At 43.1% G+C, this 13,079-nt stretch carries 14 protein-coding genes; 4 read left to right on the forward strand and 10 right to left on the reverse strand.

Features of this window, described 5'->3' with window-relative positions; translation table 11 throughout:
• Positions 1-47: 47 nt before the first annotated feature.
• Positions 48-251 (reverse strand): CPXCG motif-containing cysteine-rich protein, encoded by a 204-nt coding sequence (locus ACTRWI_RS11255; protein ID WP_008217868.1) that lies wholly within the window; start codon positions 249-251, stop codon positions 48-50.
• Between the two features lie 58 nt (positions 252-309).
• Positions 310-1,176: a fructosamine kinase family protein gene (locus ACTRWI_RS11260; RefSeq protein ID WP_499131397.1), complete on the reverse strand. Its 867-nt coding sequence runs from the start codon at positions 1,174-1,176 to the stop codon at positions 310-312.
• Between the two features lie 507 nt (positions 1,177-1,683).
• Between ACTRWI_RS11260 and ACTRWI_RS11265 the strand changes: the two genes are divergently transcribed.
• Positions 1,684-2,028: a DUF3802 family protein gene (locus ACTRWI_RS11265; RefSeq protein ID WP_008217871.1), complete on the forward strand. Its 345-nt coding sequence runs from the start codon at positions 1,684-1,686 to the stop codon at positions 2,026-2,028.
• A 116-nt stretch (positions 2,029-2,144) separates the two neighbouring features.
• Here ACTRWI_RS11265 and ACTRWI_RS11270 read toward each other — a convergent pair whose 3' ends face one another.
• Positions 2,145-2,630, reverse strand: a complete 486-nt coding sequence (locus tag ACTRWI_RS11270; protein ID WP_499131400.1) for a C40 family peptidase — start codon at positions 2,628-2,630, stop codon at positions 2,145-2,147.
• Between the two features lie 104 nt (positions 2,631-2,734).
• On the opposite strand from ACTRWI_RS11270, the gene ACTRWI_RS11275 reads away from it, so the two are divergent.
• Positions 2,735-4,780 carry a methyl-accepting chemotaxis protein gene (locus ACTRWI_RS11275; RefSeq protein ID WP_499131401.1) on the forward strand — a complete coding sequence of 682 codons (2,046 nt, stop codon included), beginning with the start codon at positions 2,735-2,737 and terminating at the stop codon, positions 4,778-4,780.
• A 112-nt stretch (positions 4,781-4,892) separates the two neighbouring features.
• On the opposite strand, the gene ACTRWI_RS11280 is transcribed toward ACTRWI_RS11275, so the two are convergent.
• Complete coding sequence (locus ACTRWI_RS11280) at positions 4,893-5,702, reverse strand: sterol desaturase family protein (RefSeq protein ID WP_499131402.1); 810 nt, start codon at positions 5,700-5,702, stop codon at positions 4,893-4,895.
• Between the two features lie 78 nt (positions 5,703-5,780).
• Between ACTRWI_RS11280 and ACTRWI_RS11285 the strand changes: the two genes are divergently transcribed.
• Both ACTRWI_RS11285 and nagK read left to right on the forward strand, forming a co-directional pair.
• Positions 5,781-6,521: a tRNA-uridine aminocarboxypropyltransferase gene (locus ACTRWI_RS11285; RefSeq protein WP_499131403.1), complete on the forward strand. Its 741-nt coding sequence runs from the start codon at positions 5,781-5,783 to the stop codon at positions 6,519-6,521.
• A 163-nt stretch (positions 6,522-6,684) separates the two neighbouring features.
• The gene (gene nagK, locus ACTRWI_RS11290) at positions 6,685-7,593 is read left to right on the forward strand and encodes an N-acetylglucosamine kinase (protein WP_499131405.1); all 909 of its coding nucleotides are present in this window, start codon (positions 6,685-6,687) and stop codon (positions 7,591-7,593) included.
• A gap of 132 nt (positions 7,594-7,725) precedes the next feature.
• On the opposite strand, the gene ACTRWI_RS11295 is transcribed toward nagK, so the two are convergent.
• The 6 genes from ACTRWI_RS11295 to ACTRWI_RS11320 form a co-directional block, all read right to left on the reverse strand.
• Complete coding sequence (locus ACTRWI_RS11295) at positions 7,726-7,992, reverse strand: DUF2960 family protein (RefSeq protein ID WP_004742251.1); 267 nt, start codon at positions 7,990-7,992, stop codon at positions 7,726-7,728.
• Positions 7,993-8,210: 218 nt separating this feature from the next.
• Positions 8,211-10,028 (reverse strand): bifunctional molybdopterin-guanine dinucleotide biosynthesis adaptor protein MobB/molybdopterin molybdotransferase MoeA, encoded by a 1,818-nt coding sequence (locus ACTRWI_RS11300; RefSeq protein WP_499131406.1) that lies wholly within the window; start codon positions 10,026-10,028, stop codon positions 8,211-8,213.
• A complete protein-coding gene (mobA, locus tag ACTRWI_RS11305) occupies positions 10,028-10,612 on the reverse strand; it encodes a molybdenum cofactor guanylyltransferase MobA (protein ID WP_499131407.1) in 585 nt (194 codons plus the stop codon). Before mobA ends, ACTRWI_RS11300 begins: the two co-directional genes overlap by 1 nt.
• Positions 10,590-11,309 carry an energy-coupling factor ABC transporter ATP-binding protein gene (locus ACTRWI_RS11310; RefSeq protein WP_499131409.1) on the reverse strand — a complete coding sequence of 240 codons (720 nt, stop codon included), beginning with the start codon at positions 11,307-11,309 and terminating at the stop codon, positions 10,590-10,592. Before ACTRWI_RS11310 ends, mobA begins: the two co-directional genes overlap by 23 nt.
• Positions 11,310-11,319: 10 nt before the next feature.
• Positions 11,320-12,018: an ABC transporter permease gene (locus ACTRWI_RS11315; RefSeq protein WP_499131410.1), complete on the reverse strand. Its 699-nt coding sequence runs from the start codon at positions 12,016-12,018 to the stop codon at positions 11,320-11,322.
• A gap of 213 nt (positions 12,019-12,231) precedes the next feature.
• A complete protein-coding gene (locus ACTRWI_RS11320; protein WP_499131411.1) occupies positions 12,232-13,038 on the reverse strand; it encodes an ABC transporter substrate-binding protein in 807 nt (268 codons plus the stop codon).
• Positions 13,039-13,079 lie beyond the last annotated feature (41 nt).

Genomic DNA, 13,079 nt, shown 5'->3' on the forward strand with positions numbered 1-13,079 from the left:
CACCTTATGTGCTCTTTTATTATCTTGTTACCAGTGAGAATCGTGGATTAGAACACCTGTTCATCGTCGGCATCGATCGATAGATTGATTCTGTCTCGTACTTCGTCGACTTGCATGTCTAGATGAATGGCATTGCAACACGCAGGGCAGTCGTCGTAAAAATCTTGGCTACCGTTAGAAGCGTCGAGCGTTATATTAATACCGTGCCCGCAATGGGGGCAGGAGACGTGTTTCTCTGTGTATTTCTGCATGACAAATTCTCCTCAAGCTAACTTATACCAGCTGACTGCTTATCTATTGTGACAAGTATTACACAGCCTGAATCTTCTTAATACACGCTTCTGTTTGCGCCAGATATTCACCGCCAAATTGATTACAGTGATTAAGAAGGTGGTACAAGTTGTAAATGTCTTTTCGATCAGTATAGCCAACGTCAAGCGGCATGACACTTTGGTACCCTTCATAAAACTCAGGTGGGAAGCCTTGAAACAATTCAGTAAGCGCTAAATCACACTCGTGGTCACCCCAATAACAAGCAGGGTCGTAGCAAATTGGACCAAATGCCGAATTAGCTACATTGCCATTCCAAAGATCACCATGAAGTAATGAAGGGCGAGGGTTGTGGCCAGCAAGTCTCATGTTCACCATATCAACGATGTCGTCAATATCCCCGAACTCGATACCTTTCTCCTTTAGCAGCTGGAGTTGAAATCCGATGCGTTGTTCTGAAAAGAAACGGCCCCATTTTTTATGCCATGGATTTGGTTGAAGTGTACTGCCGATGTAATTGTCTTGGTCGCAACCAAACTTTTTTTGCTCACCCCATTGATGAAGCTTGGCAAGCTGGACACCAAAGTCGTAACTGTTGTTACCTGTCTCAAGTGGTTTAGTGGGCAGATAGTTAAGAATGATAAATGAACACTCTTTAGTTTTACCAATCAGCACCAGCTCAGGCACGTAGACGGTGGAAGTATCTCTTAATAAACGAAGGTTCTCAGCTTCAATCTCAAACTTAGGTAGAAACTCTCGCTGATTCACCTTTACGAAGTAACGTTCATTACCGTCGCTGATCATATAGCAATCATTTATGTCGCCACCAGTCACTTTAACGCGCTCAGTAATCTGGAAATTGAATAGAAGTGTGTCTGAAAGCTGCTGAGAAATGGCCTGCCACATAGGAAATCCTCAATAAACTGTTGGAGTGAAATACTATCGTTTGATAGCAATAGTTTAGGACAAATCTGCGTGATTTATATACGTTCTGGTCAATGTTCTCAGCACTAGTACAAGACAGTACCGATCATTTAACGGTTTTGTGAACTCGGACTGTGCAAATACCTTTGATAAATCAGTAAAAAGTAATTACTAGCCGCGAAATAGTTGGAACAAATATCACGTGCGACACCAAATAACGTTACTTCCGCTAGAAAATCATCGATAGCTTGTTAAGGTTTATGCACTAATGCTAGAGAGAACTGTTGATACGTCGTGGTTTGAATATAGCGGGTACTTGTTATCGAGTGAGCTGCTTTGTGTATTTATTGATTCAATTTTGCACTTAAATACTAACAAAGATCATTTTAATACTCGTTATGGCAATAAAATGATGACAAATGACTTTATATACATAGTATTAGCCTAATACGTATTAATCTGCCCTAGAGCTTAGAACGGAGATTTATTGTGGTTGTAGAAACCGATGGCTACCTAGCTTTGATCGAGCACCTATCATTCAACCTAGATGTATTTACTAATGGTAATGGTGATACCGGAAACGAAAGTGTCGAAGACATAGTGACTGACATGATTTCAAGCAACATTATGGCGATCTTCGAGCAAAACCCTGAGCTGCATTCAAGTGTACGTTTTCAGTTGCTTAAAGAAGCAGATGCCGTGGTTGCTGATTTAGGGGAAGTGCTTGCAGGCGTATGGGCTAAGAAAGCGACAAACGAACAGATAGTATTTCTAGACGAGTACATCGCATTGGTGAAGAACCTATTTGATACTGCAGTAGCAAAATACGATTAACCTCTATTTGTCATTAGTGACTCTTTTTGTGGTTAATGACTCTTTATTGACGGGACTTGAAAGCGTAGCACTTTTATGAGGTTGCCTTTAATTCGATTGGTGGCCTCGCAAATACACTATATGCGCCTAAAGTGCCAAAATTTAGAAGCCCAATATGGGTTATCTAGTCTGGATATGATCACACCTTTCGACGTAGACGCATGCAGGAACTGGTTGTTTCCCAAATACACACCAACATGCCTAACGGTGAAAGACGTCTTGAAAAACACCAAATCTCCACTCTTTGCTTGCTCATAAGCGATTTCAACGCCTTGTTTACTCTGTTCTTTTGTCGTTCTTGGCAATGCTTTCTGCGTCGCATTTTGCACGGCAATTTGGACAAAAGCAGAACAATCCACGCCTCTGAATGAAGTTCCACCGAAATGATAAGGTACGCCTTTCCACTGCTTATAGACACTCATATAAGCATTAGTAGTCAATTGTTCTGACTTTGATAGAGGTTTATTTGCAATTTGGCTGCTTTTAGAAGGGGATGGTGCTAAGCTACAAGCGGTTAATGTTGTGAAAGTTATTGTCACTGCAAGCATTTTTCTGAATTTCATATGTAACTCTTCTGAAATGAAACTGAAATAACAGCGTAATCAAGGGCTTCTAGTATACCGACTAACTTAAGGATATCTCTTTTTGTAGTCAAACTGGATTTCGCATGACTCACAGCAACTTATCAGTAAAACCCTCACGTTATACATTCTCGCTCATTCAAACGGTTAGTGCCGTATTTATTTCGATTCTTCTACTTGTTAGCTTTTTATCTATGGTCAGTATTCGCGGCGTAGATAGAGTAGGAGGATACTTTGATACTCTGTCTGAGCAAGCATTACCACTCGCTCTACATAACGCAGAATTAACGCAAAGCGTATTAGAACAAGTCAAACTGCTTACCTACAGCACTCAATCGACGGATTTAGACACATTAAATCAAACACTTTATTTGATCGATGAGCTCGCAGCAGAGAGTAACAATACGCTTAAAGAACTCCTTTTTATCTCCCAATCTTTTCCTGATGCGATTTCTCTTGAACAAAAACAGAGCCTTATCGACGATATGGCACAACTACAACAAATGACCAACACGGTTTTATCAGCACAAATTGAAATACAAAGTAAGCAAAACCTGATTGACAGTAAAATTGGTGAGTTTCGTTACGGCGTAGGATCTATCGGTCCTGAAATGAATCGTATTAGCTCATTCTTAGTGGAAGATAATCCAGAAGCGAGTGACGCGGCCAACCGCTTTACGTCGAGTGCATCTGCGATGGCCAACACTTTCTTAATGTTGATGATGCAAAACGACCTTGAGAAAGCCGAAGATGAATATCGTCAATTGAGGAACCGAATCGCAGGTCTTAACTTGGCCTACAGTGATTTCTCAGATTGGCACCCGGACATTATCGAATTCGCGAGCCTAATCGCCCCTTATGAAATGGTAAAAGAGGGCTTTACAGAAGAGGGCGTAATCAAGCAAATATTGCTTAAGCTAGAGTTAGTTAAACAGCAAGAGCAAAACTTAGCGCAAGTCATTGGACTAGCAAATACAGTGATTAACACGCTCAATCAGCTATCGTCGACAGCGTCTCAACTGATTGATAAGAGTGAGCTAGTCGTAAATCAAACCATTACCAATATAGATCGCGTGTTGTTCATTAGTGGTTTAGTGATCGCAATGATCATTATGACGTCATGGCTAGTACTGCGTCGCTGGATGAACAAAGGCTTAAAAAACATTACACGTCAGTTAACGTCACTTACAGAACATGACTTCTCGAAGCAGAGCGAGTTGCTTGGCCCACTAGAACTACAAGTCATCACCTATAAACTTAATACGGTTGTCGGTTCAACGGCCGATTCTATTCGTTTAGTTACTCGAAATTGTGAAACGCTTTATCAGACCGCAGAAGTGAGTCACGACGCTGCAGAGCAAACCAACTTAAGTTTGCATGAGCAGAATGAATCACTACAGAATATGATCACCACAATCACACAACTTGAAGCGTCCATTGGCGAAATCTCGCGTATTTCAAACGCATCGAATGATGATGCTCAGGTCGCAGAAGACGAGTCAGTGAGTGGTAGTCAGGTTATTGGCTTAAACCAAGAGCGCTTACAAGCTTTAGAGCATTCATTAAACATGAACGAACAGTCTATGGCTGATCTTGATGGGAGAGTGAAGCAAATTCGTGAAATGGTCGACATGATCAGTGGTATTGCAGAGAACACCAACCTGTTGGCATTGAATGCCGCGATAGAAGCAGCGCGAGCGGGAGAACAGGGCCGTGGTTTTGCAGTAGTTGCAGATGAAGTAAGGAAATTAGCGAGTGGTACATCTCAGCAAACCACTAATATCCGAAACATGATGAATGAGCTGGTGGCGGCGGCGGATCGTTCTCGTACGTCAGTTACCGAGTCAAGGACTGAAATGGCCAATGCACTACAAGCGAGCGGCGATGTAAAACAAGCTTTTGAGAAGATTGAAGTTGCAGTTAACCAGATTAAAGACCGCGTCGAGCAAATTATGGTCGCAACTGAGCAACAGGCTCGTGCTACTGTTGATGTGACTCACTCAATCACGCGCGTATCCGAGCAGGGAGAAAACACCAAACTGCAACTTGAATCTATGATTGAAAGCTCTGAGCAAGTTGGTGAAATCGCAGGCCATCAGCAAGCTATGCTTCATAAGTACGTATTGAAGTAATTGTGTCAACGTCGTCCGAAAGTGGGAATTGCCGCTGAAGGGTAGAAAGGTACGCAGATAAAAATGGCTCAATCTCTTATGAGCTTGCGACATTTTTTATTATCTTAACGCGTTAGGTCTGGTCTTCCGAATTAGGGAAGGAAGCGAATGGTTGGCGTAACATTAAGTCGAGTCTTTGCTCTTTTCCATCACGTATCTCGGGTACGCCAATGCTTACCTTATCGTGACCAAGCTTGGGTTGAGCATGATACGTCTTAAACCAGATATCCCACACTGATAGGAAGAAACCAAAATTAGAGTGGGTCTCTTTGACGATGACTGAATGGTGCACTCGATGCATGTCTGGCGTGACAATCACTTTACGAAGCTGTTTGTCGAACCATAAAGGTAAACGACCGTTGCTGTGATTGAACATTGCACTCACATTCAATACGACCTCGAATATCACAACGGCTAGAACTGGTGCGCCCAATACGAAAATCAACGCAACCTTAATCAACATCGACAAGATCATCTCAATTGGATGAAAGCGGGTCCCCGTAGTTACGTCTGTATCCAGATCTGCGTGATGAACACGATGAAGTTTCCATAGGGCTGGGATACGGTGGAAGACGAGGTGCTGAGTGTAAATAGCCAGGTCTAATAATACGACACAAAGGAACACGGTGATTTCAAAGGGTAGGCTGATGTTATTGAATAGACCCCATTGATTATGTTCCGCAATCAGTGCCGCTTGAAATGCCGCAACAGGTATTAATGTTGCCAGTAAAACACTGTTAAACGCCATCAATAAGAAGTTATTTCCCCATCGAAACCACTTGTTTTGCGTTAGTGTTTTTCTAGGAGCTTGGTATTCCCACAGAGCACACAAGACAAAAGCGGTGATAAAACAGACAAGGCGAAGTAGTGATGGGTCCTGCATAAGAATTCCTTCTATCATTATCAAGCCACTGTAAGTACAATCGTGCCACTTTTCTAGTTCTATCTATCGTTATTGTCCATGAGAATTCACGCTTTCCACCATCTATACCAACACCGTTTATCACTTTCTACAAAGCCGTTTAACGCGCGTGGATGTAAGGTGGTGCGATGTGAGTATTGCAAAATCAAACAAGACAGTTGTATCTGTGAGCATCAACCAGACATAGATACGAACGTAGCGACCATGTTGATCTTGTCTGATAACGAAATCTTAAAGCCAAGTAACACGGGCCGTTTGATTGTAGACACGGTGAAAGACAGCCATGTGTACCTTTGGCATCGAACTGAGGCAAACACAGAGATGCTTGATGTTCTTAAGGACGAAAAATATCAGCCTGTGATTGTGTTTCCAGAAGACTATACCGATGACAAATCGCGAGTGGTTCAAGACCTGCCGCAAATGCGTGATCCAAACAAAAAGCTACTTCTGATTTTCATCGATGGTAGCTGGCGTGAAGCAAGACGTATCTTTAGACGTTCTGAGTACCTGCAAGATTTACCTGTGTTGTCGATTAAACCTGAATCGGTTTCTCAATACATGATGCGAAAGTCAGACAATGAGCAACACCTCTCAACTGCAGAGGTTGCGAGCTTGGTATTAAAACAGGCTGGTGAAGAGCAGGGCGCAAAAACATTACAACTATGGTTTGAAGTGTTTCGCGAAAGCTACATGCTAAGTAAGACTCGTTACAAGTCGGATCCGACCAAACCAAGCCTGAATGCTTTCATAGCGCACAGTAAAAATGAGACGTCACTCTAACCTTTAACCGCTTTGTGCTGACTTGTTGTTCAAACAGACTCAAACACGAGATAAGTTTGTTATCTATCACGGTTTGTAGGGGGGGTGTTATGGATAATGTACCCCAGTTGTTTTGTTTAAAGAGTTTATTTGCCCGAGCTTAGGGAAAAATTGGAGAGATTTCATGTATTACGGCTTCGATGTTGGCGGCACTAAAATTGAATTTGGTGCATTCAATGAGAAACTTGAGCGAGTTGCAACAGAGCGCGTTCCAACACCAACAGATGACTATCAATTACTGCTTGATACCATCGCTGGTTTAGTAAAGAAATACGATAGCGAATTCTCTTGCGAGGGCAAAATCGGCCTTGGCCTTCCTGGTATGGAAAACGCAGACGACGGCACTATGCTGGTTGTTAATGTTCCTGCATCAACAGGTAAGCCATTACGTAAAGATTTAGAAGCGCTAATCGGTCGTAGCGTAAAGATCGAAAACGATGCGAACTGTTTCGCGCTTTCTGAAGCATGGGATGACGAGCTAAAAGACGAGCCATCGGTTGCTGGTCTAATTCTAGGTACAGGTTTTGGCGGCGGTTTAGTTTACGAAGGTAAGGTATTCTCTGGTCGGAACCACGTTGCCGGTGAGCTTGGTCATATACGTCTACCTTTGGATGCATGGTTCCACCTTGGTGACAACGCACCACTATTAGGTTGTGGTTGTGGTAAAAAAGGTTGTCTAGACAGCTACCTATCGGGTCGTGGTTTCGAATTGATTTACGAGCACTACTTTGGCGAGAAGAAAAAAGCGATTGAGATCATCCAAGCTTACAACGAAGGTGAGGCTAAAGCGGCTGAACACGTTGACCGCTTCATGGAGCTTTTAGCAATCTGCTTTGCGAACCTGTTTACTGGCCTAGATCCACACGTAGTTGCACTGGGTGGTGGTCTTTCAAACTTCGAGCTTATTTACGAAGAAATGCCAAAGCGCGTGCCTAAATACTTACTGTCTGTTGCTAAGTGTCCGAAGATCATCAAAGCAAAACACGGTGATTCAGGCGGCGTTCGTGGTGCTGCATTCCTAAACATCAAATAGTGATGGTTTTCAGCTAAACACATTACGCCGAATAAATAAAAATGCCGCAATCTCAAAAGAGGTTGCGGCATTTTTTATTGTTTGGTGATTAAAGCCAGTAACTCGTTATTAAGAACGAAGCTCACTAGGAAATTACTTCTTCTTTTTACCAACACCAAGGTTTTCTTTTTGCTTCAGTGTAAGCTTTGAAAAACCTAGCTTACGGAAGTAATTGTCTTGGTAGTTACGAACTGCTTTAGTATCTGAAATCAACTCAAGCTGCTGCTCCGTTTTTAGGTATTCAGTGATGTCGATGCCTTCAGCATCCGCAACCGCTTCTTGGATAGTGCGGTGTTCTTGTTTTGAAAACAGTAACTCTTTTTCTTCGTCTTTGTACGTGTACAGAATGGTACGAGCCATGATGCGCTCCAATAGAATTTTTACTTTGGGCGCACTCTACATAAAAACCGTACGTCGCTCAAGGTAATGGTAAGAAATCTTAAGATTAACTTAGTTAATGGGTTACTTATTAAGGTTAGCTCAGAAATATAAAAGCCCCTTGCGACTAAACCATCGCAGAAGGGGCTTCGAACGTTCGAGCTCTAGTGCAATCAACACACCTTAGGCAGTCTTACTAATTAAACACGGCCTTGCAGTGGAATGATCGTCACTGTTTCACCAACTTTGACAGTATCAACCGATGGTGAAATTTCAATTAAGCAGTTTGCTTCACTCATTGAGCGCAAAATGCCTGAGCCTTGTTTACCAGTCGTCTTAACTTCAAGTACACCAGATTCGTTCATAGTGAACACACCACGACTAAATTCAGTACGGCCTTGGCGAGAACGTAATTGCTCAGTAGCTACCGCATCCGCTTTTACTGGCGTCCAGTTTGTTTGACCTTGCAGCTTGCGAATCGCTGGCTCAACAAAGTTGATGAACGACACCATTACTGCGACTGGATTGCCTGGCAAACCAAAGAATGGTTTATCTTCAATTTTACCGTAAGCAAGAGGACGACCCGGACGCATGTTGATACGCCAGAAGTTAATATCACCCAATTTATCTAGCGCGAGTTTGATATAGTCAGCGTCACCAACAGACACACCGCCAGACGTTAGTACCATGTCAGTCTCTAACGACGCAGCATGAAGGACATCCATCATCTTCTGTTCGTCATCTTCAATGATGCCGTAATCAACGATGTCACAGCCCAGTTTTTGAAGCATACCAATAATAGTAAAACGGTTTGAATCGTAGATAGAATTTGGTTTTTGCTCGCTACCTGGTGCTTGAACTTCATCACCTGTAGAGAATACGCCAACTTTCACTTTACGTAGAACAGGGCAGGTGCCGAATCCCAGTGATGCCATCATGCCCATTTCTGGCGCTTCGATTCGCGTGCCACAAGTAAAGACAGGTTGGCCGATTTCAAGATCTTCACCCGCCATACGGACATTTTGTCCTACTGAGATTTTTGCGTTTGGGAAACTAACTGTGTTACCTTCTTGAACAGCTTGCTCACGCATAACAACCACATCAACACCTTCCGGCATTGGTGCACCTGTCATGATCTTAACCGCTTCTCCTTGTTGAACTGTCTTGTCGTAGCCGTGTCCTGCCATAACTTCAGCAACAACGTAGTAGCTATCTAGATCTAAATCTTCACTACGAATGGCATAACCGTCCATTGCAGAGTTAGTGTTCTGAGGTACATTGATTGGTGAAATAACATCTTCCGCCAATACGCGACCATATCCTTGTTCTAGGGCAACGGATTCCGTCAGCTCTAGTGCATCGATACTATCAACAATCATTTGCTGACCTTGAGTCACTGTAAGAACTACAGGGGAAAAAGAATCGCAACATATAATCGGTGTATTATCCTTTGATGATGAACACGCCGATGTTTTACTTGTTTTTGATACAGGGGCAAATGACTGAGTGTATTCAATGATGAAATCACGAATTGCTTCTAAGTCACTGATCGCCATTTGTGGTAGGTCAGATTCGACTTTGCTGTCTGCAGCGATAGCAATGATGTTGTTATCGTTTGGATAGAGCCAAGGTTTACCCACTTCATCACGGTGAAGCTCAATTTTAGGGAAAGCGATGTTCTTGCAGCCTTCAACCAAAATCAGATCAAGCGTGCTCGTATCGAAGCGCGTTAATAGGTAATCAAAATCCGCTTCTGCTTCCGGTGTTTCTGTCATCATGACATTGCGGTTGCGAGAGCTGATCAACATTTGGTTCGCGCCAGCTTTACGTAAGCGATAACTGTCTTTACCCGGCTTATCGACATCAAAATCGTGGTGAGCATGTTTAAGAACGCCAACTTTCAAACCTGCGTCGGTTAACAAAGGTAACAGGGCTTCAAGTACAGTAGTTTTACCTGTGCCGCTGTAGGCCGCGAAACCTAATAACGGCAGGTTAGGGCGTTGTTTTGAATCTTTCATTATTGAAGCGTTCCGAATTGGGTGAGTTCTTCTGGCGTATTGAGGTTTACAAAGCAGTTTGGTGCATCGCTGAAGTCGACGAACTCAGTGACGCACTCTTTGTAGAGCAAGATTATCTTGCGATCGCCACGTTCTAAAAAGGCTTCTAGCTTTGGAAGAACACGCTTGTGGAATAGGGTAAACACGGGTTGTTTAAACTCGCCATCGTGAGCCACAAGAATGTCACTCTCTTCTTTCACAGCCGCACAAAAGCGTTGAACGAGATCATCACTGATTTGTGGGCTGTCACACGGGACAAACCCGACCCAATCTGTGGCCGCGTTTTTAAGGCCAGCATGAATACCACCCAGTGGACCTGGATAATCAGGGAAGGAATCGGAAACAACTGGAGCGAATGCTTGGTAACTGTCGAGGTTACGGTTGGCATTGATGGTGATGCTAACATCTTGTTGTGACAGCTTGTTTATAACGTATTGAATAAGCGGGGAACCGTTGAGCTCAACGAGTCCTTTATCTTTTCCGCCCATACGGCTGGCTTTTCCGCCAGCCAAAATAACCCAACTAGTTTGCGTTGGAAGCAGCATAAATATTCTCTTGTGCTTTGTTCTTTATAATTACTTGCAGAAGCGGTGACTCAGTCAGGGTGTTGTCTTTGATCCACCATTGCTTCTTGCATAAATCGGTTAACGCGTTGGTTTGGTGACTGGTAATGACTAAACTCGCGCCTCTCTGAAGAAGATCTTCGGCCATAATCACCAATCTTTCAATAGATTCTTTGTCTAAAGAAGCACTTGGCTCGTCCATCAGCAAAATTGATGGCTTAAGAATCCAAGCTCGTGCCATTGCTACGCGTTGACGTTCACCACCAGACAACACAGAAATGTGTTCATCTGCTAGGGTTTCTAAACCTACCATCCTCAACGCGTTAATAATTTGAGATCGCTTATCTTTTTGGCTCTCTTTGTTAAAGCGAATCCCATAAGCGACATTTTGGTACACAGAACCATCAAATAGGTAAGGCGTCTGATGAAGATAGATGATGTCTTTAAATTTTAGTCTAGGAAACAGGTTATGTTGCCAGCTTTGTATCGGTGACTGAATACGACCAGAGCTAGGCTTAATCAATCCAGACAGAATTTTTAGTAGAGTGGTTTTTCCTACACCGTTATCGCCCTTGAGATAAATCGCATCGTTAGGACCGATCGATAGATCAGGGATTTGGAACAAAACACGCTCTTTGTAGCGCATTGAAATTTGCTGCGTTGTTATTTTTATACTCATGACAGCGTTCCTAAGTTCTTAAATAGCCTTTTCCTCTCACACTCGAAAGGAAAAAGTTAAGGGCTAATGCCAGTGCCAATAAAACCATGCCTAACGCTACACCTTGAGCGAAAGCACCTTTGTGACTTTCCATTGCAATAGCAGTAGGGATGTTTCTAGTCATTCCCATAATGTTGCCGCCAACCATCATTGAACAACCGACTTCAGTCACAATGCGAGAAAATGCAGCAATGACTGCCGCCAACAGAGGAAAACGAGTTTCCCAAATCAAAGTACACGCAACACGAATGGTTGAAACTCCCAGAGTGCGTGCCGTTTCTACAGCTCGGCGATCACTGGCTTGCAGCGCACCGTGCATCATGGCAACTAGAATAGGGAAGCAGATCAGCATCTGACCTAGAATCATAGCTTTTTGAGTGAATAGCAGTTGCCAATCGCCCAATGGACCAGAACGAGAGAGCATCATGTACATAAATAAGCCAATAACCACGGTTGGTATTGCTTGCAATGTGTTGATTACAGAAAGTAACACCCATTTCCCGGGAAATTCCTTGTAGGCCAATATGAAAGCCATGATGATAGAGGGAACAATTACTAAAGAGATGGCGGACAAAGATACACTGAAGGACACCGCGACGATTTGCCACAGATCGTGGTCAAAATTCACCAGTAAATGCAATGCATCTAGCGTTGTTTGCCATAAAGTCATGAAGTATCTCGTGTGAATCGATAATAGGTTTTTATCGGTAATGACTGATGTTAATCATAGCTGACGCAATATTAATGAGCCTTATTGGCCAGCTATTATTTATTTACTTGTTTGGTTTGCTGACTCGTTAAGCGTAGTGCTATTTGGCAAAGAGTGAATCTTTAACCCTATTACCCTATTTAGCAAAATCTATTAGTCCGCGTAAGCGACAAGCTACTCAGCATTTGCAACAAACAGTTGCTTGCCGTGCAGCTTAAATTCATTAATCAATTTTTGACCTTTAGGATTAACTAACCAATCGCTGAACGTTTTTGCTGCTTGATAATGAATGCTTGGGTAGCGCTCAGGGTTCACTAGAATCACTTGGTAAGGATTGAATAGGTTTTCGTCACCTTGGAAAAGGATTTTAAGATCCAATTTGTTTTGGTAAGCCAACCACGTGCCGCGGTCAGTCATTGTGTAGCCTTGCATCTCTGACGCCATGTTTAGAGTAGGGCCCATGCCTTGGCCAACACTGCGGTAACCGCCAAAGTTAGGCTCCATCTGAGTTTGAGCCCAAATACCCATCTCTTTCTTATGTGTACCTGAATCATCACCACGAGATACGAACGTGACATTGTTAGTCGCAATCGCTTTAAATACATCAGCCACTGCTTTTTGAGATTCAACTTTCGCTGGATCACTTGCAGGGCCGACGATCACGAAATCGTTGTACATTAGTTTACGAGGCAGTACACCGTAGCCTTTCTCAACAAAGTTAGCTTCGGCTTTTGGTGCGTGTGTCATCACCAAATCCACATCGCCGTTTTCACCCATGCGAAGTGATTTGCCAGTACCCGCCGCTAAAACATCGACTTTGATACCCGAATCTTTTTCGAATTCAAGCAACAGGTAGTCCAAAAGGCCAGAGTGATAAGTGCTTGTCGTTGTCGCAAGCTTGATATGTGTGGTCTCTTCTGTGCTGCTAGCCGAGTAACTGACGATAGATAGAGCTGCAATAGTTAGGGGAATTGCTTTCATTATTATTATGTCCATTTTGTTAGAAATGAATGACATGTCTT

The organism is Pseudoalteromonas sp. G5_S1_14_S5 (assembly GCF_054968605.1).

Excerpts from the sequence above, each read along its gene's own strand:
- ACTRWI_RS11255 (WP_008217868.1), bottom strand. The coding sequence starts at position 251 with ATGCAGAAATACACAGAGAAACACGTCTCCTGCCCCCATTGCGGGCAC.
- ACTRWI_RS11260 (WP_499131397.1), bottom strand. The coding sequence starts at position 1,176 with ATGTGGCAGGCCATTTCTCAGCAGCTTTCAGACACACTTCTATTCAAT.
- ACTRWI_RS11270 (WP_499131400.1), bottom strand. The coding sequence starts at position 2,630 with ATGAAATTCAGAAAAATGCTTGCAGTGACAATAACTTTCACAACATTA.
- ACTRWI_RS11275 (WP_499131401.1), top strand. The coding sequence starts at position 2,735 with ATGACTCACAGCAACTTATCAGTAAAACCCTCACGTTATACATTCTCG.
- ACTRWI_RS11280 (WP_499131402.1), bottom strand. The coding sequence starts at position 5,702 with ATGCAGGACCCATCACTACTTCGCCTTGTCTGTTTTATCACCGCTTTT.
- ACTRWI_RS11285 (WP_499131403.1), top strand. The coding sequence starts at position 5,781 with ATGAGAATTCACGCTTTCCACCATCTATACCAACACCGTTTATCACTT.
- nagK (WP_499131405.1), top strand. The coding sequence starts at position 6,685 with ATGTATTACGGCTTCGATGTTGGCGGCACTAAAATTGAATTTGGTGCA.
- ACTRWI_RS11295 (WP_004742251.1), bottom strand. The coding sequence starts at position 7,992 with ATGGCTCGTACCATTCTGTACACGTACAAAGACGAAGAAAAAGAGTTA.
- ACTRWI_RS11300 (WP_499131406.1), bottom strand. The coding sequence starts at position 10,028 with ATGAAAGATTCAAAACAACGCCCTAACCTGCCGTTATTAGGTTTCGCG.
- mobA (WP_499131407.1), bottom strand. The coding sequence starts at position 10,612 with ATGCTGCTTCCAACGCAAACTAGTTGGGTTATTTTGGCTGGCGGAAAA.
- ACTRWI_RS11310 (WP_499131409.1), bottom strand. The coding sequence starts at position 11,309 with ATGAGTATAAAAATAACAACGCAGCAAATTTCAATGCGCTACAAAGAG.
- ACTRWI_RS11315 (WP_499131410.1), bottom strand. The coding sequence starts at position 12,018 with ATGACTTTATGGCAAACAACGCTAGATGCATTGCATTTACTGGTGAAT.
- ACTRWI_RS11320 (WP_499131411.1), bottom strand. The coding sequence starts at position 13,038 with ATGAAAGCAATTCCCCTAACTATTGCAGCTCTATCTATCGTCAGTTAC.